The organism is Okeanomitos corallinicola TIOX110 (assembly GCF_038050375.1).
In the GTDB taxonomy this organism is placed as follows: domain Bacteria; phylum Cyanobacteriota; class Cyanobacteriia; order Cyanobacteriales; family Nostocaceae; genus Okeanomitos; species Okeanomitos corallinicola.
In genome coordinates this window covers 3,163,695-3,184,741 of the sequence record NZ_CP150886.1, presented here as the reverse complement: position 1 = coordinate 3,184,741, position 21,047 = coordinate 3,163,695, and the positions used below count along the sequence as shown (strand labels likewise).

Below are 21,047 nucleotides of genomic sequence, written 5' to 3'. Positions count from 1 at the left end.
ATATTGTTTATACGAGTCTAGTTTGATTAGTCTGTTGATAGTGACAACAACTCATCATGTTTCATGATGGATTTATCAAGCTTATTGGTTATTTTTGATTATAATAATTTATGTAGTGAAAATAGCTAGTCAATTTATTTACACAGTAATAATATGGCAGACACATCAAACGTCCAGATTACCATTTCGTTTATTGACGAAGACTTGAGTAGCGAGGAAAAAAACGAGGAAGTTAAAAAGCTATTGGCGAAAATCAAGACATTGGATGACGTTGAAGAGGTTAACCGAATCCCCGACCCCAATCCACCAGAGGGTAACAAATCTTTAACAGGATGGGTAGCAGGGAAACTAGTAGCTGTTGTGAAGCCTGAAAACATCAAGCAAGTGTTTGGATTTTTGATAAATCGCCTAGCTAACAAATCTATTGAAGTAGAAGCAGAGGCAAACGGCAAGAAAATAAAAGTAAAAGCTAACAGTCTGTCAGAACTGGAAGCGGCAGTTAAAACAGTAGAAGCATTTGTCAATGGTGGGAAATAGATACAATGGCGAAATTTGCTTTGCTGATTGGGGTGAGTGAGTATAAAACTGGGTTAAATACCCTTAATGTTGCGGTTAAAGATGTAGATGCTATGCAGCGAGTGTTACAAGATCCAGAAATAGGTGATTTTGCTGCAAATGATATAAATGTGTTAAAAAATCCTCATCGGCAAGCTATGGAAGAGGCAATTGAAGAACTATTCTTTAATAAGCACAGAGATGACTTAGTTTTGCTATATTTTTCTGGACACGGGATTACAGATGATAATGACAAACTTTATCTAGCAACCAGCGAAACGCGCAAAAGTACCAATGGGGAACTCGTTAAAAGCAGTGCTACTGCTGCCAGCATAATACATGGATTTATGGAAAATAGCCGTTCTCGGCGACAAATAATTATACTAGATTGTTGTTTTAGTGGTGCTTTTGCTGAAGGCATGAAGGCTAAAAATGATAGCAGTATAGATATTAAAAATCAATTGGGAGGAGAAGGAAGGGTAATTCTGACTTCTTCTACTTCTACGCAGTATTCTTTTGAACAGGAAGGTGCAGAATTATCAGTTTATACTCGTTATTTAGTGGAAGGCATTGAAAACGGTGCGGCTGATACTGATAACGATGGCATCATTTCTATTGATGAACTTCATGAATATGCCCGGAAAAAAGTGCAGGAAGCAGCACCGGCAATGAAACCAGAAATTTATGCAGTGAGAGAAGGTTATAAGATTAACTTAGCGAAGGCTCCCATAGGTGATCCGAGATTGGAGTACCGAAAGGAAGTAGAACGATGTGTGCGTGATGGGAAAATTACAGTCATAGGTCGTCGCATTCTCAAACGTCGGCAAACTGAATTAAAATTATCAAAAGATGAGATAAATACGATAGAAAATGAAGTTCTAAAGCCTTTCTTTGAGTATCAAAGAAATCTTCAGGAATACAAAGAAGCATATATTGAAGCAGTGGAAGATGAAGGCACTTTAAGTCAACTTACACGTGACGACTTGAGACGCTTGCAGCAAATTTTGCAACTTAGAGATGAGGATGTTGAACCTATTGAGTTACAGATAGGTCACAAGGAAAAAATATTAAATCAACCTAACTTAGAATCTGACGAAAATAATGAGTCTGAAAAGTTAGTTGTAACAAAAATAGAAGAGAAACAAAAGAATACTTTAATAGGTATTCAATCCAAAGAAATAGAATTAGCTGAACAAACAACTTTCAATCAAGAAGGTCTGTTTGGCAGGTTTACAGAGCAAGCAATTAAGGTAATTATGTTAGCCCAGGAAGAATCACGCCGTCTGGGTCATAACTTTGTTGGTACAGAGCAAATACTCTTAGGTATTATTGGAGGAGGAACTAGTGTTGGTGCTGAGTTTCTAAGGTTGAAAGGTGTTAAATTAAAAGATGCTCGTATTGAAGTAGAAAAAATTATTGGACGTGGTAGTGGTTTTGTCCCTGAAGAAATTCCGTTTACACCAAGAGGAAAGCAGGCATTAGAGTTATCTCTACAGACAAGTATAGAACTGGGAAATCATTATATTAGCACTGGACACCTGTTGGTAGGTCTTGTTAAAGAAGGAAAAGGTATAGCAGCAAGAGTGCTAGAAATACTAGGTATTAATCTCCAGAGTTTAAAGAATGAAATGATAGACATAATTCAATCATATAACAAAGAGTAAATAACTGATTTATATGATTGATAAGACCTGAAAAGTAGTGATCGCGTTTGGGGGTGTGGAGTGCGATCGCTGTTTGGGGGTGTGGGAATGCGATCTCTCCTACAAACTACCAAACAATAGCAACTAAACCCGACGCAGTTATATTTTGGTCGCACGTTAATAACTGCACAACTTCACCTTTATTTGCTATAACTAGCGCAGTTGCTGCAATTTGTCTATCGTGCATTTCATTAATAGAATATAAGCTCATAGTCATTTCAATAACATCTTGATCAAGGGGATAAATTACCACACGAGGATCAGCTTCTACTGCTAAAATTATATCTTTAGGAGCAGGAATAGATGTTCTACCTCTTTCTACAATCCAAACAGCTTCAGCTAGAGTAGTTGCAGGAATAACTAACTGTGAATTAGGATCACAAAGGATAGTTTTAGCATTTGCACCTAGCTTTAAATTACCTTCAAGAAACCAGATTAAAGCATGAGTATCTAAGACATATTTCATAACTACTTATGACCAGTCTAAGCTGTCTTCACTATCCCCATGAAATTCAGCAATTTCAAAATCTGCTTCTGTTGATTGGTTATTACCAGAAAACATACCAAACCTCATCATTTGATTTTTCTGGTGATTTTTTTCGGACTTTAAAAAAGTGACAATAACCAGACTTTCTGAAATATCAGATGGTAATTCTTTAAGTTCTACTTTACCATCTTTGTAAATTCCTTCAATTGCTTGCAACATACTTTTACTATTAAAAAATTTAGCTGATGTTGTTACCTTAACTATACACTATTGCCATTCACCAAAATATAATTTGCTTGTTGCCTGATATCTTGAGTCGCACGGTTGCGAACAATTACCTCAAAAGCCATACTTACTACTGCCCCGTACCAAAAATTGATCGGCGCAAATTCTGCCAATATTCAGCAGTTACAGGTTCTGCTTCTGAGTCCAAACCTTCTTGCAACAAACTAGCTAATTTTGCTTGAGCATCCTTACGCAGTTTATCTTGTTGTAACAACATCAAAAAATAGTCCGCTACAGTATCATAATTGCCAGATTGAAGTTGAACCTCAAGATAAGACTCTAGTTCTTTTGGTATTGGAAAACTCACATTCATAAGTTTGTAATATGAATAAAATTATATTAGTATATTATCATTTTTTTGTGGTTTGGAAGTGCGTTAGCGGTAGCTTACCGAAGGTATCACCGAAATAGTTTATTATAGGGATTTGAACCAATAAAATCATAACTTGTGAGTCAACAAGACACCCAAACAAGAAAAAGCCAAAACATATCAAGTTAAACAAATCCGTGAAGTTCTACTGAAATATCAGTTAGGAGGCTAAGATGATTCTACGGTATGAAATAACTATTTATTGGAGTGAAGAAGACCAAGCATTTATCGCAGAAGTTCCAGATTTACCGGGATGCGCTGCTGATGGAGAAACTTATCAAGAAGCATTGCAAAATATAGAAATTATTATGCAGGAATGGATAGAAACTGCTCAAGATTTAGGTCGAAAAATTCCTGAACCTACACAGCGTTTAATGTCTGCTTAATTGATGCTTCTGGGATGTGGGGAGTGCGATAGCGTTCGCGCAGCGTGTCGAAGAAATAGGTATCACTGTATTTCAAAACACTGAACTTATCATATGACTTTTGGAATGTATGAATTGCAAGCACTATAAAACACAAAAAAAACAAAAAAATTAGAGGTCAAGTAAAAAACTCAACCTCTGCAAAATCCCGAATTATAAAAGGATGAATTAATTAATTAAGCTTCTTCAGAACGCTCAATTTTCTGACTAGGAGAAGATTCATACAAAGCATCTAATTGTTCCCTTGCATCATCCACACTAATAGAACGCATTACCAATAAAGGTTCTTTAATTAAATTACCTGTATGATCTAATAATTCTGGATGGGGTACAGATTTTCTCTTTCCTGCATAGTAACCAACAGAGGAATTTGTTGGATAAGGCCGTTCCCTATCGAAACTGAACATAATCAGGTTACGGATTAAATTGCTCACAGCCATAATTGCCAAAACTGTGAAGGCTAAAATGTAGAGTAAGTGTAGCATAAATATATCCTCCAGGGCTTACAGGTTCTAAAGTTTTATCTCTATAGTTTGAAAATTATACTCATCCGTGATTTACCGTGATGGCAAATTTTAAGCAAGTTTTAAATGGTCTATCTGCGACTTGATATCTTGTAATCTATTTTGATTACAGTAACATGGTATACATTATTTTTTTATGAAAACAATGTTAAGAATTTTATTCTTATGTTCCAATTTGTGTTTGTGAGACTTTAGGTCATTTTTGCTTAGACTGACGATGGCGCATACTCACACGCCAGCACTCACCTAATAAATGATGCCAAGGGATAAGAGTAGCCATATCAATACCCACCTGTTTACCAGTAGCAGTAAACAGCATCTTGGATGCGCTTAATTCTGATTGAGCTTGAGTAACTCGGCTAAGTAAATCAAGTTGTTCTTGATCACTCATAAATGAGATGTTCTCATTTTCCAAGAGTTGACGCGATCGCACAAACCAATATTCAAAGTCGTCCAGCAATGGATCTAAAACAGATTGGAGTAGTTCGGGACTTGGTGAATTTGAATCTCCCATAAATGAAAAGCGCATTTCCTAGTGTTTTCTTAATATTAACGCTTTTTACGAATCTTAACAATAATCTAATTTTCTGAATTACCATCCAAAATCTGCATTTTTATATACACAGCACAATCATATAGTCAAAACAAAGCATTTGTAACAACCCCTTTGATGTATATTAGAATCTGTCTAAAGAAGTAAAATCAGAAATTACCACCAAAATAAAAGCATCAATAGCTGATAAATATTTTTTTATTTACACAACTGATTTTCCTGTTCCCTCTCTCAACCAGTGAATTTGCCTCAGCAGCATCAGGCTAGGATAAATTAGGAGAAACCATAGCCAGTGGCTTATCATCTTGTAAAGATATTTTTGTCAACAATATTTTTAATCACTTCGCCCAAAGTTTAACAGCCGATGTCGCCAAATCAAGAAAACCAACCAGCAGAGAAAATCTATTTACCTCGTACCAGCGAATCAGAAACATTAAAAAAAATTCGCCATACTGCTTCCCACGTCATGGCCATGGCGGTGCAGAAGCTGTTTCCCAAAGCGCAAGTTACCATTGGTCCCTGGATTGAAAACGGCTTTTATTATGACTTCGATAACCCCGAACCCTTCAGTGATAAGGATTTAAAATCCATCAAAAAAGAGATGATTAAGATCATCAACCGGAAACTTCCAGTGATTCGGGAAGAAGTCAGCCGGGAGGAAGCCACAAAGCGAATTGAAGCAATTCAAGAACCATATAAATTAGAAATTCTTGCAGATATCAAAGAAGAACCGATCACTATTTATCATTTAGGGGAAGAATGGTGGGATTTGTGCGCTGGTCCCCACGTGGAAAGTACCAAAGATATCAACCCCAAGGCACTAGAATTAGAAAGCGTAGCGGGTGCATATTGGCGGGGAGATGAAACTAAAGCACAGTTACAACGTATCTATGCTACCGCTTGGGAAACTCCCGAACAACTAGCAGAATATAAACGCCGCAAAGAAGAAGCATTAAGACGTGACCACCGTAAACTGGGTAAAGAGTTAGGATTATTCATTTTCGCTGATCCTGTGGGGCCTGGTCTACCACTGTGGACTCCCAAGGGAACTTTACTGAGAACGATTCTAGAAGACTTTCTCAAAAAAGAACAACTCAAACGGGGTTATTTACCTGTAGTTACTCCCCACATTGCCAGAGTTGACTTATTTAAAACATCGGGACACTGGCAGAAATACAAGGAAGATATGTTTCCTTTAATGGCTGAAGATGAGGAAGCAAAAGCTTTAGAACAGGGTTTTGTCCTCAAGCCAATGAACTGCCCTTTCCATATTCAAATATACAAGAGTGAATTACGTTCCTATCGGGAATTACCGATGCGGTTGGCAGAATTTGGTACAGTTTATCGCTATGAACAATCGGGAGAATTAGGAGGTTTAACGAGGGTACGTGGTTTTACTGTTGATGATTCCCATTTATTTGTTACACCCGAACAACTGGATCAGGAATTTCTGAATGTTGTAGATTTGATTTTAACGGTGTTTAGAAGTCTGCAACTCAAGAATTTTAAAGCTAGGTTGAGTTTCCGAGATCCAGCCAGTGATAAATATATTGGTAGTGATGAAGCGTGGAATAAAGCTGAGGGTGCGATTCGTCGCGCTGTACAAGAATTAGGAATGGATTATTTTGAAGGAATTGGGGAAGCGGCTTTTTATGGACCCAAGCTTGATTTTATCTTCAGTGATGCGTTAGATAGAGAATGGCAATTAGGAACAGTACAGGTTGATTATAATTTACCGGAACGTTTTGATTTAGAATATGTTGCTGAGGATGGTTCCCGTCAACGTCCGGTAATGATTCACCGCGCACCTTTTGGATCTTTAGAAAGATTGATCGGGATATTAATTGAAGAGTATGCGGGTGATTTTCCTTTGTGGTTAGCACCGGTACAAATTAGATTGTTACCTGTGGGTGATTTGCAATTGGACTTTACCAAAGAAGTAGCCGCGAAAATGGTAGGTTTAGGAATTAGGGCAGAAGTTGATTTAAGTGGCGATCGCCTGGGTAAATTAATTCGCAACGCGGAAAAGGATAAAATACCTGTAATGGCGGTGGTAGGTGCTAAAGAAGTAGAAGGTAATTCTTTGAGTATTCGTACTCGTGCATCTGGGGAATTGGGAGTAATAACTGTAGATGAAGTTGTGAATAAAATACAGGAAGCGATCGCTAACTTTAGCAACTTCTAGTAATTAGGGCTTGCTGAATAAATCTCAAAACATTACAGGTAAACGATTTTAGCGATTTTGACTTTCAAAAAATGCAAGCTTTGATGAGGTGAGAACTGAAAAACCTTGCATTTAATTCCTGCTTCAAGGAAAAATAGTTCCCATCCAACTCTTGAAACTGTCACCTGTCACCTGTCACCTGTCACCTGTCTCCACGACAAGACTTTATCAGCAAACCCTAATTATTAAGTCCTAGTTTGAATACAACCAAAGATTAATTTATTATCAATACTCTTTGCATAATAATGTGAAATTAAAACCACAAAAATGCAAAGGGTATTTTATTAGATTTTATGAGATTAAGGACAGATACGCACACAAAATAGAGAAATTATGCTACCTGTCACCTGCTATAAAAATTACAAATTATTTTTCTTTTCACCAGATACCCGAATTAATTCACCGATTAAAGCAACAGCGCCGGTAATAGAAATTAACATCACACTAAGAGCATTTATATCTGGTTTAACTCCGCTTCTAATGCGGCTAAAGATTTCCATAGGTAGGGTATTATAACCACTACCAGCGGTAAAACTAGAGATGAGAAAATCATCTAAACTGAGAACAAAAGCTAGTAAACAACCAGATATAATACCAGGCATTAATTGAGGTAAAACCACTTTGATAAAAGCTTGAATATGATTTGCACCTAAGTCCAAAGCAGCTTCTTCCAAATGAGGATCTAAATTATTTAGTCTGGAAGATACAACTAAGGCAATATAAGCAAGACAAAAAACTATATGTGCAGCTACAATTGTCCAGATACTCAAAGGAATAGCAAAAGCTGCTAAACAGACTAAAGTAGAAACTGCGATCGCAATATCAGGAATTAATAATGGTAAATAAGATATTCCCTGATACAACTTTTTTCCAGGAAAATTATAACGTGCTAACCCCACAGCCATCAAAGTTCCTAAAACAGCAGCAACAGCAACAGCAGAAACAGCAACTAGCAGACTATTTTTCACAGCAGCAAGAATACGCTCATCACTAAACAGTTTTTGATACCATTCTAAAGTGAAACCTTGCCAAGTAGCGCTATAAGGTGACTGATTGAAACTATAAAAGCCTAATACAAAAATAGGCAGGTACATAAACACAAATACCAGGATAGAGAAAACTGATTGCCATGTAATTGGCTTTTTTTTGCTGTGTTGAGAGATATTCATATTGATACTTAATTTTATCTTGAATCTCTGAGATTAAGTATTAGTTTATACGACATTGAATATAATAGTCAAGGTTTTGATCATACTATTTCTTAATAAAATCATGCCTAGTTTCTAAATCCCTGATTTCTCTCTGATTTTGTGTACTCTGTGCTTTGTTATTAATTCCAACTTAGTACATCTATCAACATAATTATCTATTTTAGCTAAATCCTATCATTAATTGATGAATTCTGAGTAATTGAAGCCTCATTTTATTAATTCCAAACCCTAGAACTATTTTCTATTTATAATAATTTACCTCTCAAGGATATAGCATTTCCCTACTCCAGATAGACAAAAAATATTCAATCTAAGACATAAGATTGTGAGGCTAGTAATGACCACAACTCAATAATTATTAAGACAAAATACTGATTTTAATTAGGAGGTTATAATGAGAATTGCTCAGATTGCTCCACTATGGGAAAGAGTACCACCTCCAGCTTATGGTGGAATAGAGTTAGTAGTAGGTTTACTAACAGATGAATTAGTGAGAAGAGGACACGAAGTAACATTGTTTGCCTCTGGTGATTCTATCACCTTAGCTAAATTATCATCAGCCCATCCCCGTGCTTTAAGACTTGATCAAACCATCAAAGAATCCAGTATTTATGAATTACTCAACCTAGCGTTAGTATATGATCAAGCTGAAAATTTTGATATCATTCATTCCCATGCAGGACACACCCCCCTAGCATATACCAAGTTAGTCAAAACCCCAACTGTTCATACATTACATGGCATTTTCACCCCAGACAACGAAAAAATATTTAAATATGCCAATAAACAGCCCTATGTGAGTATTTCCAACGCCCAAAGAGAACCAAGACTAGGATTAAATTATGTAGGCACAATTTACAATGGTATTGATGTTAGTAGTTATGAATTTTATTCCCAACCAATCAACCCACCTTACCTAGCATTTGTAGGTAGGATATCCCCAGAAAAAGGAACACACTTAGCCATTGAAATTGCTAAAAAAGTAGATTTACCATTAAAAATAGCTGGCAAGGTAGATAAAGTAGATGTAGACTATTTTGAACAAGACATTAAACCCCAGATAGATGGTAAGCAAATTCAATATTTAGGTGAAGCTAATCATGCAGAAAAAAATGTGATCATGGGTGCAGCTTACGCCACCTTATTTCCCATTACTTGGCGAGAACCGTTTGGTTTAGTCATGGTAGAATCAATGGCCGCAGGTACACCAGTAATTGCCATGCGAATGGGTTCCACACCAGAAGTAATTGCCGATAGCGAAACGGGTTTTCTTTGTAATAACATCACAGAATGTACTCAAGCTATTGAAAAAGTAAACAGGTTAAACCGTTATGCTTGTCGGCAATATGTAGAAAGCAATTTTAGTGTCAAACAAATGACCGATGGTTACGAAGCAGTTTACAAACAGATTTTGGCGGAAAAACTATCTCAAGACAATGGATATATTCGCACTAATTCAGTTTATTAATGTCATCTAAATTGAGCGCGAATTGTTTCTATTCGTTGCCGATTTAGCCCTAAGTCGCCATAACCCAAACGAGAGGCAGAACGTACATGAATAGTATTTAAATCACGGTCAAGATAAAATTCTACATCATCTACAAATCCCATCAAAGCAGTTTTGAATTCTACATATAAATAGTCCTCAGCTTCCGTAATTATCTTAGTTCTAGGTAAAGATTGAATAATTCTTTTGAGTTGAGATAATGCTTGTGCTGGGGTAGATGTAAAATTCAACGGTGCGATTTGATGCAAAGAATCAGTATCCTGACTACAAACACAGTTAGGACTAGCAGGACAGGGTGTTAATCTACCATCTTTAATGCCTAAATTATTAGGTCTTTTACCTGAAAAAATCATTATTATTTAGTAATTGGTAATTGGTAATTGCTCAAAGAACACGAAAAAAATCTGAGTTTACTTAAACTCCTTGCTTTAATCCCATAATTTACCAGAAAATAGTTGTCATGACTGTTTAACTGTAAATAAATTATGACATCTACAATTGCCATCAACGACAATCAACGTTTACAACTTTCACCTTTAGAAGTTCCCAACCGTTTATTACTCGGTCCTGGACCATCTAATGCCCATCCTGCGGTATTGCAGGCCATGAACACCACTCCTTTAGGGCATTTAGATCCAGCATTTTTAGCGATGATGGATGAAATACAATCTTTATTGCGCTATGTATGGCAAACAGAAAACCCCCACACTATTGCCGTTAGTGGTACAGGTACAGCAGCAATGGAAGCAACTTTAGCTAACACCGTAGAACCAGGAGATGTAGTATTAATTGGTGTAGCTGGTTATTTTGGTAATCGTTTAGTGGATATGGCCGGAAGATACGGTGCAGATGTACGCACCATCACCAAACCTTGGGGACAAGTATTTTCTGTAGATGAAATTAAGACAGCTTTAGAAACCCACAAACCAGCAATTCTAGCTTTAGTTCATGCCGAAACTTCCACCGGCGCACGTCAACCCCTGGAAGATGTAGGAGAACTTTGCCGCCAACATGGAACTTTGCTGTTAGTAGATACCGTTACCAGCTTGGGTGGTGTTCCCATTTTTTTAGATGAGTGGGGTGTAGACTTAGCTTATAGTTGCAGTCAAAAGGGTTTAGGTTGTTCTCCTGGTGCTTCTCCCTTTACTATGAGTCCACGGGCAATGGAAAAATTGCAGCAGCGTGAGACTAAAGTTGCAAATTGGTATTTAGATATGTTGTTGTTAGGGAAATACTGGGGTACTGAACGCACATATCACCACACAGCACCGATTAATTTATATTATGGTTTACGGGAAGCTTTACGTTTAGTGGCAGAGGAAGGTTTAGGAAATTGTTGGCAGCGTCATCAAACAAATGTTGAGTATCTGTGGGCAAGTTTAGAAGAAATTGGTTTACAAATGCACGTTGCCCAGGAATACCGTTTACCAACTTTAACGACTGTGTGTATTCCTGAAGGGGTGGATGGAAAAGCAGTAGCAAAGCAGTTATTACTGGAACATGATATTGAAGTTGGCGGCGGTTTAGGAGAATTGGCGGGTAAAGTTTGGCGTGTAGGTTTGATGGGTTTTAATAGTCGTCCTGAAAATGTAGATCGTTTGGTGGCAGCTTTAAAACAAGTTTTAGCTAAATAGGGTTTTTGGATTTAGGGACTTCCAAGTAAAAAAATACCCAAAAACTTATTGTAGTGCGGGCATCTTGCCCGCTAATTATCAAGGACAGGATGCCCATCCCACAAAATTGGGTAATTTATTTTTTGGTTATCCCTTATGCAAAATCATTTTGATCCCTAACATCAGCAACGCCAAAAACTGTAACGAATAACTTACAAAAAGCTAATGCTTAAGAAACTGTTAAAATCTCTAGGCTGAAATTGTTACAAAGTTTAGTACAATGTCATCATTACACAAATAAGTATTTTTCTCTATTGACATGATGGCGGATCAATTTCCTTGGCTCACCGCAATTATCCTTTTTCCTCTCCTAGCATCTTTTTTAATTCCTGTACTACCTGATAAAGATGGCAAAATTGTCCGCTGGTATGCTTTAGGTGTGGGTATCGCTGACTTTGCGTTAATGTGTTGTGCATTTTGGCTACATTACAATCCTAGTGATACGAATTTTCAATTAGTTGAAAATTATGCCTGGATGCCCTTATTAGGACTAAACTGGTCTGTAGGAGTAGATGGTATTTCCGCGCCTTTGGTACTTTTAGCAGGGTTTGTCACTACCCTGGCAATTTTTTCTGCATGGCAAGTTGACCGCAGACCAAAGCTGTTTTACTTCCTGATGTTGGTGTTATATGCAGCACAAATTGGGGTGTTTGTTGCCAAAGACTTGATGTTATTTTTCATCATGTGGGAAGTAGAATTAGTTCCCGTATATCTATTAGTTTGTATTTGGGGTGGTCAAAAACGCCGCTACGCCGCGACAAAGTTTATACTATACACCGCCGCAGCTTCTATATTTATCTTAGTAGCTGCCCTAGCAATGGGTTTATATGGTGACGGTAACATTAGTTTTGATATCACCTCCTTAGCCAGTCAAGATTATCCCCTCACTTTACAGTTACTGCTGTATGCAGGTTTGTTTATGGCTTTTGGGGTCAAATTGGCTATTTTCCCCTTACATACCTGGTTGCCAGATGCCCACGGTGAGGCTTCTTCTCCTGTATCTATGATTTTGGCTGGTGTATTGCTGAAAATGGGCGGTTACGGTTTAATTCGCCTAAATATGGAACTTTTACCCGATGCCCATATTTACTTTGCACCGGTTCTAGCAGTTCTCGGTGTTGTCAATATTATCTATGGTGCGTTAAATTCCTTTGCCCAAACCAATATGAAAAGGCGTTTGGCCTTTTCCTCTATTTCTCACATGGGTTTTGTGTTACTAGGTTTAGCCTCTTTCACCGACTTGGGTATGAATGGGGCTATGTTGCAAATGATATCCCACGGCTTAATTGCCTCCGTGTTATTCTTCCTGGCTGGTGTTACCTATGACCGCACCCACACAATGGTGATGAAAGACATGGGTGGTATTGGTCAAGCTATGCCTGTAGTGTTTGCCCTATTTACTATCAGTGCAATGGCATCTTTAGCTTTACCAGGGATGAGTGGCTTTGTAGGTGAATTATCGGTGTTTGTGGGTGTGACAACTAGCGATGTTTATAGTTCCACTTTCTGCACTGTGACAGTTTTCTTGGCTGCGGTGGGTGTCATCCTCACACCTATTTATCTACTTTCTATGCTGCGTCAGGTGTTTTATGGCAAGGATTTAGCCCTGATCTGTGATATTGATAATGCAGGTTCAGAAAATCTGGAAGATGAAGGTACAGCTTGTTTTGGGACGGATTGTCTATTACCAAATCAATCTTTTTATGGCGATGCGAGACCCCGTGAAGTGTTTATTGCAGCCTGTTTTCTAGTGTTGATTATTGGGATTGGTTTTTACCCCAAGGTAGCTATGCAGATGTATGATGCTAAAACTGTGGCTGTAAATGCGAGGGTACGTCAGTCTTATACTGTGATTTCTCAAACTAACCCTGGTATTTATGCTGGTGGTTTTTCAAGTCATAAGGTTGCTGAGGTGGAGGTTAACTCAGTTTTGGCTACGGTGAAGTAAGCAGTTTTTGGGAAAGGGTTGAGGGAAGAAACTACTTGATCCTTTTCCCAAATTAATGAGCGGTTATGGAAAAATGGCCTCTTGACATGGGATGCTATTAAAGTCATCTATTTTTACTTTTTAATTTTTAAAAATGTCTGTAGTTTCTAATGTTACTGTTAAAGTTCCTGCTACAACTGCAAATTTAGGACCCGGTTTTGATTGTATTGGTGCGGCTTTACAACTTCATAATGAGGTTACTTTTACTCTCAATAATAGTGGGTTAATTATTCAAGCCTCTGGGATAGAAGCGGAAAAGGTGCAAACTGATAAAAGTAATTTGTTATATCAGGCTTTTACAAAGTTGTATAACTATATAGAACAAACTCCGCCATCTGTGAAAATTGAAATCAAGTTGGGTATACCTCTAGCAAGGGGTTTAGGCAGTTCTGCTACTGCTATTGTGGGGGGTTTAGTGGCGGCAAATGTGTTGGCAGGTTTACCTTTGTCTGATGTGCAGGTGATGGAATTGGCGATCGCTATGGAAGGACATCCTGATAATGTTGTCCCGGCTTTTTTGGGGGGATGTCGTTTAGCCGCTACTAGCAGTAATGGATGGGAAATTTGTGATATTACCTGGCACAGAAATATTATCCCAGTAGTAGCAATTCCTGATTTTGAACTGTCAACTTCTGAAGCTAGGCTAGTTTTACCCACAGAGGTAAGTCGTGGTGATGCAATTTTTAATACTGCTCATTTTGGTTTGTTGTTACGAGGTTTGGCAACTAATCGGGAAGAATGGTTAAAGGCGGCTTTACAAGATAAGTTACATCAACCCTATCGTCAGGCTTTAATTCCTGGTTACGATGCTGTGGAAAAAGCTGCGGTTGCTGCTGGTGCTTATGGCATAGTAATTAGTGGTGCTGGCCCGACTTTGTTAGCTTTAACTGATCCATTACATACACAAATGGTAGCATCAGCCATGACTAATGCTTGGAAACAGGTGGGAATAAAATCTACAGTGCGATCGCTTCCCATTGATGTTCAAGGAGCGGTAGTTTTGTAATTAGTCATGGGTAATTGTCAGAATCAGGATGTCCAGGATGAGAGAATTTTCAGGATTGATTTTATCAAAGTTGTCAAATTGATTGAATTTCTATAAATTTAGTTCTGGTTTAGTTCTGGCGATCGCCTAGAAGAAATAACAGCTTTTTCACTTATCCCCAATCATGATACATATGGATAAAATTCAAGCAGAAATCCAGGAACTCAACTCACAAATTCAAACACTGCAAAAAGAAAGGGCAGAATTAAACCAAAATCATATAGAATCACCAGAAAATAGTTCTGCTTTGGCAATAGCTGAAGCATACCGCCGTCAAGCTAGGGAAAATCCCGAAATTGCCGCCGAAATTCAAGGTATAGACAATGCGATCGCCTATTTAGAAAAACAAAAACGCCGTAAAGAAATTTATTTATTTGAATCTCTTTCCTACTCACAACGTATTGCCAAACAAAAACAAGAACTAGAAGAAGGCAAAAAATTTGCAGAAATTCACGCCCAACGAGTCAACGAACTAGCCAAAGAACTAGCTCAAGAAGTGAAATTACTCAAAGCCTGTGCTGACGAACTTAGCCCCATGTACTGGCATATTTACAATAAACCTTTCATTACCGGATTTAAAACTATCTCTGTTCCCTATGTTCGTTCTGATGGGGAAGTATGGAGAATTGTCAACCGTATTGTTTAAGTATTTATCCTGACTTTACTTAATCAATATCAAAATTTTAAGCGAATATTATAAATGAAAATGGCGGCAAAGTGAGCCGCTTTTTATTGACGTTACAAAAATTTATGATTAGAATAGCAGCGAGAGGATTTTAATAAGTATTTATTACTATCTATGCTCTGAATTGAAATTATGTTAAGAAAAATATTTACAAAAGTAACGATTTCTTAATATAATGTAACTTAAACAAAAACCCAAAATTGATTGTTAACAGTGATGAATCCGATACAAATTCCTTGGCTGTCAGCCATAATTTTATTGCCCCTGATGGCATCCTTAGCAATTCCCTTCATTCCCGACAAAGAGGGTAAAACCGTCCGCTGGTATGGCTTAGGAGTAGCCTTTGCAGACTTAGCATTAATGATTTATGCAGTTTGGCAGGGTTACGACTTCCAAAATTCAGCTTTACAAATGACAGAAAGCTACCCTTGGATACCTCAAATTGGTTTAAACTGGGCAGTAGGAATTGATGGTTTATCCATGCCCTTGGTACTACTAACCGGATTAATTAATACACTTGCAGTATTCGCGGCTTGGAAAGTAACCACTAAGCCGCGTTTATTTTATGCCTTAATGTTGGTGATGTATAGCGCCCAATTGGGTGTATTCCTCGCCCAAGATTTATTATTGTTCTTCTTAATGTGGGAAATTGAATTAGTCCCTGTTTATTTATTAATTTCTATTTGGGGAGGCCAAAACCGCCGTTACGCAGCTACTAAATTTATTCTCTACACAGCGGCAGCATCTATATTTATTCTCGTAGCTGGTTTAACAATGGCGTTTTATGGTGATAGCTTCACCTTCAACATGACAGAATTGGGACTCAAAGAATATCCCCAACTTTTAGAACTAGCTTTATATGCAGGTTTCTTAATTGCTTATGGTGTCAAACTGCCTATTTTCCCCTTCCATACTTGGTTGCCCGATGCCCACAGTGAAGCATCTGCGCCTGGTTCGATGATTTTGGCTGGTGTGTTGTTAAAAATGGGTGGTTATGCTCTAATTCGCTTCAACGTAGAAATGTTAAGCGATGCCCATGCTGTTTTCGCGCCAGTTTTAGCAATTTTAGGTGTAGTTAATATTGTTTACGGTGCTTGTTGTGCCTTTGCCCAAACCAACCTCAAACGCCGTTTAGCTTACTCTTCCATTGCCCACATGGGTTTTGTCTTAATCGGCATTGCCTCTTATACCGAAATTGGTATTAGTGGTGCGATGTTACAAATGGTTTCCCACGGTTTAATTGCTGCTAGTTTATTCTTCCTTTCTGGTGTTACCTACGAACGCACCCATACTTTGATGATGGATAAAATGGGCGGTCTGGCTAAGGTAATGCCCAGAACTTTTGCCCTGTTTACTATCGGTTCAATGGCTTCTCTGGCTTTACCCGGTATGAGTGGTTTTGTGGGTGAGTTGATGGTGTTCTTGGGTATTGGTACTAGCGACGTTTATAGTTCCAGTTTCAAGGTTGTAGTTATTTTCTTATCTGCTGTGGGTGTGATTTTAACACCTATCTATTTACTCTCCATGTTGCGTCAAGTGTTCTACGGTCAGCAAAGTGAAGAGTTACATTTAGATAATGTAGTTGCTGATGTGAAACCCCGTGAGTTGTTCATCACTGCTTGTTTGTTATTGCCTATCATCGGTATTGGTTTTTATCCTAAGTTGGTTACAGAAACCTATGATGTGAAAACGGTAGATGTTGCTACTCATGCGCGTCAAGTATTGCCTGTTGTGGCTCGTCAACAACCTACAAGTTTATATTCTCAGGTGTTTGCTGCTCCCACTTTGGCTAGTGCTGAGTAGTTGTTAAATAAAAAGTATTTTTAGGGGTGGTTGTGGAAACTGCCCCTTTTGTTTTTTTCTCACGCAGAGACGCAGAGGCGCAGAGAGGAATAGATGATTATTTGGAAAGGCTTTAAATTGCTTATGCACAGAAGATAGTTCTTCCTCGTCGAAATCATCATAACAAGGTTTTCGGGTCGTGTCAAGGGGTTAGACTCTTTCTATTGGGGAAATTTTGAATTTTAATAGTAGGTTGGGTTTCCTTTTGTAAGGTTTGAACTTCTTCCAGAGATAATTCTGTAACTTGAGCTATTTGTTCTAAACTCATACCAATTTTTAACAAGTTTAAAGCAATATTTGTGATTAAAAATATGAGGTATCTATTAATTTTGAGAAAGAATCAAATTGAGAACATTTAACTCCTGAGAATTTAACAGATATTTTTCCGTAAACAACTTATTTCTAATTTCCTCCAAACTATAACTTCTAAATACCACAAAAGGAAATTCTTGATAATTATTTCCTATGGGTAAAACATTATTTACAGGATACAAAGAACGAATATATGTATATAGGATATCCTTAAAACGTTTATCTTCCGGTTCTTCTGTTTTCCGTGCAAAGTATTCTTTCATCACTTCACCACTAATAAATGCAAATAATGGTAAAGCATAATATTGATCTGTGTTTTGACTTTTTTGGATATAATTCTGAGTTTTTGCAGGTGCGTTTATTAACTTTTCCACTAATTCTATCGCATCTTTTACCGCAGAGGTGAGACTTTCGGGGTAATTTTGATTGCGACTAATGCTTTTGAGATTTTCCCATAACACAGCATTTGCATATTTTTGAATATCTAAAAATCGCATTTGATAAGTTTCTTGAATTTTGGGACTGGGAACAATTAATAAACCACCACTAATATAACCTAATTCCAAAGGAGTAAAATCCAATAATTTATCAAAAGTTTTAGCAACTTCTAAAAATTTATTATTGAAGTTTTCCCGAATTTTTAAATAACTTTCTTCGGTGTCTTTAAAAACTAAAAAATCACCTTCACCCATTAATAATTCGAGTTTGGTGTATGCGTTTCTTAACAAGGTATGACTTTTGTTGCGGTTATATTCCTTTTTGAGTTGGGTAATCAGATTTTCGATTTTACTAGAAAAAGTTTCTCCCGCAGCAAAAACTGATTTTCCACCGATGGGGATAAGTAGATAATTTTTCCTTCCCATAGTACCATAACCTTGAATTCTAGTCATGATAGATGCTTTAAGAATGAGGAGAATATTTAATAAATTTAAACAGTTTTCTTTAATAGATATTTCTGGGTCATCCTGATAATAAATTGAACGTTCAGTTAAATAAAAATTCAGGTATTTATCTTGACTATCTATAATATCATTTCCCCTCCCTCTATAAATTACCTGAATTATTTCCATCAGGTTTTTCTCAATTTCAAATTTAGGAATTTCCACTAATATATGTTTTGCTTTAGGAAAGGATAAACCACGACTCCCGGAAGCAGTCATAAACACAACTTTGACGTTTTCTTGATGTAATTTAATTTCCTGTTTTTCTAATTCCGATATGTTCGCGTGTATTTCTAGAAAGTGGTCATTTTTAACAAAATTTTCTCTTCCTAATTCTGACTGAATTTTATCAATTAGTTCTGATAACTTGGGTTTATTTTGGATGTAAACTATAAATTGTTCAACATCGGATTTTTGTAATAGATTTTTAATATCTTTAAAGATTTCTTCTTGGGATCTTTTCTCTAAATCAGATTTATCTTTTAACTTAATTTTATCGGTAAACCGTGAAGATTCAATGATAATTTGATAATTAATGGTGAGACTTTTTGCAGGGTAGGTGTTAGTATTAATAATGATAGCATCTTGATGATTAAATTTAAAAGATTCTACAGATAGAGGTTGAATATTTGCATCTGCGGTTCTAAAATAAACCTTATTCGGTTCGGGGGAAGTATCTTCTAAATGTTGAATAATCACGTTTTTATCAACTATAGAAGCATCTGCAACGATGATTTTTGTATTAAAACCATTTTCTGGGTTTGTTAATTTATAGGTTTTGGCAATTTTTTCAATTCCTGCTAAAAATTCTACTCCTCCGTCATCTCCAGTAATTTCATCTATCATGATAAATAGATGTTTAATTCTCCGGGAGATATTTCGCATTTTTTCAGGAAAGACTTTATTTTCTCTGCTGTTGTATGCGTCGCGGAAGATTTTTTCTAAATGTTTTAAAGTATCACCATAGTCTGTTTTTTTCAATGACTGGGTGGAAGCAGTAGCAATAATTTGATTGTATTGTTCACAACTAATGAGATTATATAAAGCTTCACAAATACTATTTAAAACTCCTTTGGTTTTTGTTCCGACATCTTGCAATGTATCATCTGTGATTTGTTGGATTCTATCTTTACGTCGAGATTTTCTTTCTACATTTTCACTGTTGAGAAAATGCACATCTCCTAAAATAAAATCCTGTTGATGTTGATTAGATGTATAAGCAACTGAGCGTTTACCACCGTTATCTTGAATCAGGTTACTGTGGGTATTGATAGCAAAAATCCGATCATCAACTAACTTTCCAGTTTGACGATCTTTGAATTTTTCAATGATGTCTAAATTGACTTGTTTGCGAGGACTAACGTATAATAAAAGGAAACCATCATCTTGATATTGAGTCAGAAAATTAACGATAGCGGTAGTTTTACCAATTCCGGGATTTCCTGTTAAAAATATGTAGGTATTTTCAGAAAGTAGATATCTTTTAATTAGTTGATTATGCGCTTGTCTAAAGTTTGGCTTTCCTGTTAAATTCAAACTAGCAATTAATTCAGATGGTACGGTGGAGACAGAGTTAAAAAATCCGGTGATGGTTTCTGTATGACGTGGTAAAATATTGGTAGTATCAGGGATAATTTCTAAAAGTGAGTCAACCAGTTTTTTACCTTGTTCAAAACTTCTGTATGCGTTGAGTTGGATTTTTTGTAAAACACGATAACGTGCATCGGTTATTTCTTCTTTTTTATCATGTTTTTGATAAATTTGATAACAAGTTGCAAACAGTTGGATATTATTTCCGGGAATAGAGATAGTATTAAAAGAACGGTCGCTATATCCCACTGCATTACAAACTAACTTTAATTTATTAGGAATAATATTATTTGCTTCCAAAAACTGACAGAAACTATAAATATAACTACCAGCTTGAATTAATTTAGCACTTTCCTTATCCTTAGATTTAAAAGCGGTGAAATATTCCTTTAACCCAGGAGAAATATCTAAACCCAAAGATTCAGTATCAATACGCAACTTAGAAAATACACTTTTAGACCGTAAATAATTGATATCTCTTAATAACAAACCTCTGATAATTTCCACATAATCAATATTTTGTAAATCATCATCAGTGTGAATAGAAAACACCGACAAGTCAAGACATAAAACCCGATAATTCTGCTTATATTTCAACAACATCAAACTATCCGCGTTGAGAAAATCACCACCTTTTTTATAATCATCAAGATTTTGAGAAGTCAGTTTTACATTTTCAAACTGAGAAAGAACATTTATAAACCACTGTTTTTCATCAACTTCATGAGTACGGATACTATTATCACCATTAAACCGACATTGATAATAGATAACCTCCAAATATCGCAAGTTTGATTTTTCAACACATCCCCAAGATTTGAGATACTCGCGAAAAAAATTTAACCCACACAAAAACCCCTTTTGAACAAAAAATTGACACCAAGTTTCCGCTATTTCTCGTTCTAATTTACTGATAATTTTATCAACTATGCGTTTTTTGATTTTAGCAAACTTGAGATTTTGCAACTCCTGACTATATAAATCACCAAAATTATTTTTGATGTGATTTTTATGAATATAAGATAAAATCCCAATATTAAAACCAACCTCAAACAATCTTCCCAAATCATCCGCTATTTTTGCAGTCATATTTCACACCCTATAAAAACCTTAAAAACCTCTTCCCTC

18 protein-coding genes and 2 pseudogenes are annotated in these 21,047 nt (G+C 36.7%); 11 read left to right on the top strand and 9 right to left on the bottom strand.

Going from position 1 to position 21,047, the window contains the following annotated elements; genetic code table 11:
• The first annotated feature begins 153 nt into the window (after nucleotides 1-153).
• The 3 genes and pseudogenes from WJM97_RS13845 to WJM97_RS13835 all read left to right on the top strand — a co-directional run.
• Complete coding sequence (locus WJM97_RS13845; protein WP_353929384.1) at nucleotides 154-537, top strand: hypothetical protein; 384 nt, start codon at nucleotides 154-156, stop codon at nucleotides 535-537.
• 5 nt (nucleotides 538-542) lie between these two features.
• Nucleotides 543-1,178, top strand: a pseudogene (locus tag WJM97_RS13840) (caspase family protein); the annotation flags it as partial.
• A gap of 594 nt (nucleotides 1,179-1,772) precedes the next feature.
• A pseudogene (locus WJM97_RS13835) lies at nucleotides 1,773-2,198 on the top strand (Clp protease N-terminal domain-containing protein); the annotation flags it as partial.
• Between the two features lie 127 nt (nucleotides 2,199-2,325).
• Here the strand turns inward: WJM97_RS13835 and WJM97_RS13830 are convergent.
• From WJM97_RS13830 to WJM97_RS13820, 3 genes are all read right to left on the bottom strand, one after another.
• A complete protein-coding gene (locus WJM97_RS13830; RefSeq protein ID WP_353929383.1) occupies nucleotides 2,326-2,724 on the bottom strand; it encodes a PIN domain-containing protein in 399 nt (132 codons plus the stop codon).
• A gap of 6 nt (nucleotides 2,725-2,730) precedes the next feature.
• Nucleotides 2,731-2,964, bottom strand: a complete 234-nt coding sequence (locus WJM97_RS13825) for a hypothetical protein (protein ID WP_353929382.1) — start codon at nucleotides 2,962-2,964, stop codon at nucleotides 2,731-2,733.
• 136 nt (nucleotides 2,965-3,100) lie between these two features.
• Nucleotides 3,101-3,343, bottom strand: a complete 243-nt coding sequence (locus WJM97_RS13820; RefSeq protein WP_353929381.1) for a type II toxin-antitoxin system ParD family antitoxin — start codon at nucleotides 3,341-3,343, stop codon at nucleotides 3,101-3,103.
• A gap of 230 nt (nucleotides 3,344-3,573) precedes the next feature.
• Here WJM97_RS13820 and WJM97_RS13815 point away from each other — a divergent pair, with 230 nt between their 5' ends.
• Nucleotides 3,574-3,786 carry a type II toxin-antitoxin system HicB family antitoxin gene (locus WJM97_RS13815; protein WP_353929380.1) on the top strand — a complete coding sequence of 71 codons (213 nt, stop codon included), beginning with the start codon at nucleotides 3,574-3,576 and terminating at the stop codon, nucleotides 3,784-3,786.
• A gap of 215 nt (nucleotides 3,787-4,001) precedes the next feature.
• Here the strand turns inward: WJM97_RS13815 and WJM97_RS13810 are convergent, their stop codons facing one another.
• Nucleotides 4,002-4,310 carry a DUF2973 domain-containing protein gene (locus WJM97_RS13810; protein ID WP_353929379.1) on the bottom strand — a complete coding sequence of 103 codons (309 nt, stop codon included), beginning with the start codon at nucleotides 4,308-4,310 and terminating at the stop codon, nucleotides 4,002-4,004.
• Between the two features lie 235 nt (nucleotides 4,311-4,545).
• Nucleotides 4,546-4,863, bottom strand: a complete 318-nt coding sequence (locus WJM97_RS13805) for a DUF2605 domain-containing protein (RefSeq protein ID WP_353929378.1) — start codon at nucleotides 4,861-4,863, stop codon at nucleotides 4,546-4,548.
• A gap of 403 nt (nucleotides 4,864-5,266) precedes the next feature.
• Here WJM97_RS13805 and thrS point away from each other — a divergent pair, with 403 nt between their 5' ends.
• The gene (gene thrS, locus WJM97_RS13800; RefSeq protein ID WP_353929377.1) at nucleotides 5,267-7,087 is read left to right on the top strand and encodes a threonine--tRNA ligase; all 1,821 of its coding nucleotides are present in this window, start codon (nucleotides 5,267-5,269) and stop codon (nucleotides 7,085-7,087) included.
• Nucleotides 7,088-7,485: 398 nt separating this feature from the next.
• On the opposite strand, the gene WJM97_RS13795 is transcribed toward thrS, so the two are convergent.
• A complete protein-coding gene (locus WJM97_RS13795; RefSeq protein ID WP_353929376.1) occupies nucleotides 7,486-8,295 on the bottom strand; it encodes an ABC transporter permease in 810 nt (269 codons plus the stop codon).
• 436 nt (nucleotides 8,296-8,731) lie between these two features.
• On the opposite strand from WJM97_RS13795, the gene WJM97_RS13790 reads away from it, so the two are divergent.
• Nucleotides 8,732-9,805: a glycosyltransferase family 4 protein gene (locus WJM97_RS13790; RefSeq protein ID WP_353929375.1), complete on the top strand. Its 1,074-nt coding sequence runs from the start codon at nucleotides 8,732-8,734 to the stop codon at nucleotides 9,803-9,805.
• A 2-nt stretch (nucleotides 9,806-9,807) separates the two neighbouring features.
• Here the strand turns inward: WJM97_RS13790 and WJM97_RS13785 are convergent, their stop codons facing one another.
• Entirely contained in the window at nucleotides 9,808-10,197 is a 390-nt protein-coding gene (locus tag WJM97_RS13785; RefSeq protein ID WP_353929374.1) for a DUF1499 domain-containing protein, read from the bottom strand.
• Between the two features lie 132 nt (nucleotides 10,198-10,329).
• Here WJM97_RS13785 and WJM97_RS13780 point away from each other — a divergent pair, with 132 nt between their 5' ends.
• The 5 genes from WJM97_RS13780 (at nucleotide 10,330) to WJM97_RS13760 (ending at nucleotide 17,037) form a co-directional block, all read left to right on the top strand.
• Nucleotides 10,330-11,478, top strand: a complete 1,149-nt coding sequence (locus WJM97_RS13780) for an alanine--glyoxylate aminotransferase family protein (RefSeq protein WP_353929373.1) — start codon at nucleotides 10,330-10,332, stop codon at nucleotides 11,476-11,478.
• A gap of 298 nt (nucleotides 11,479-11,776) precedes the next feature.
• Nucleotides 11,777-13,465, top strand: a complete 1,689-nt coding sequence (locus tag WJM97_RS13775) for an NAD(P)H-quinone oxidoreductase subunit 4 (protein ID WP_353929372.1) — start codon at nucleotides 11,777-11,779, stop codon at nucleotides 13,463-13,465.
• 133 nt (nucleotides 13,466-13,598) lie between these two features.
• The gene (gene thrB, locus WJM97_RS13770) at nucleotides 13,599-14,510 is read left to right on the top strand and encodes a homoserine kinase (protein WP_353929371.1); all 912 of its coding nucleotides are present in this window, start codon (nucleotides 13,599-13,601) and stop codon (nucleotides 14,508-14,510) included.
• Between the two features lie 172 nt (nucleotides 14,511-14,682).
• Complete coding sequence (locus WJM97_RS13765) at nucleotides 14,683-15,195, top strand: hypothetical protein (protein WP_353933169.1); 513 nt, start codon at nucleotides 14,683-14,685, stop codon at nucleotides 15,193-15,195.
• A gap of 255 nt (nucleotides 15,196-15,450) precedes the next feature.
• Nucleotides 15,451-17,037 carry an NAD(P)H-quinone oxidoreductase subunit 4 gene (locus WJM97_RS13760; RefSeq protein ID WP_353929370.1) on the top strand — a complete coding sequence of 529 codons (1,587 nt, stop codon included), beginning with the start codon at nucleotides 15,451-15,453 and terminating at the stop codon, nucleotides 17,035-17,037.
• Between the two features lie 181 nt (nucleotides 17,038-17,218).
• On the opposite strand, the gene WJM97_RS13755 is transcribed toward WJM97_RS13760, so the two are convergent.
• Entirely contained in the window at nucleotides 17,219-17,344 is a 126-nt protein-coding gene (locus WJM97_RS13755) for a hypothetical protein (protein ID WP_353929369.1), read from the bottom strand.
• Nucleotides 17,345-17,399: 55 nt separating this feature from the next.
• On the bottom strand, nucleotides 17,400-21,008 hold the full coding sequence (locus WJM97_RS13750) for a helicase (protein WP_353929368.1): 3,609 nt from the start codon (nucleotides 21,006-21,008) through the stop codon (nucleotides 17,400-17,402).
• Nucleotides 21,009-21,047 lie beyond the last annotated feature (39 nt).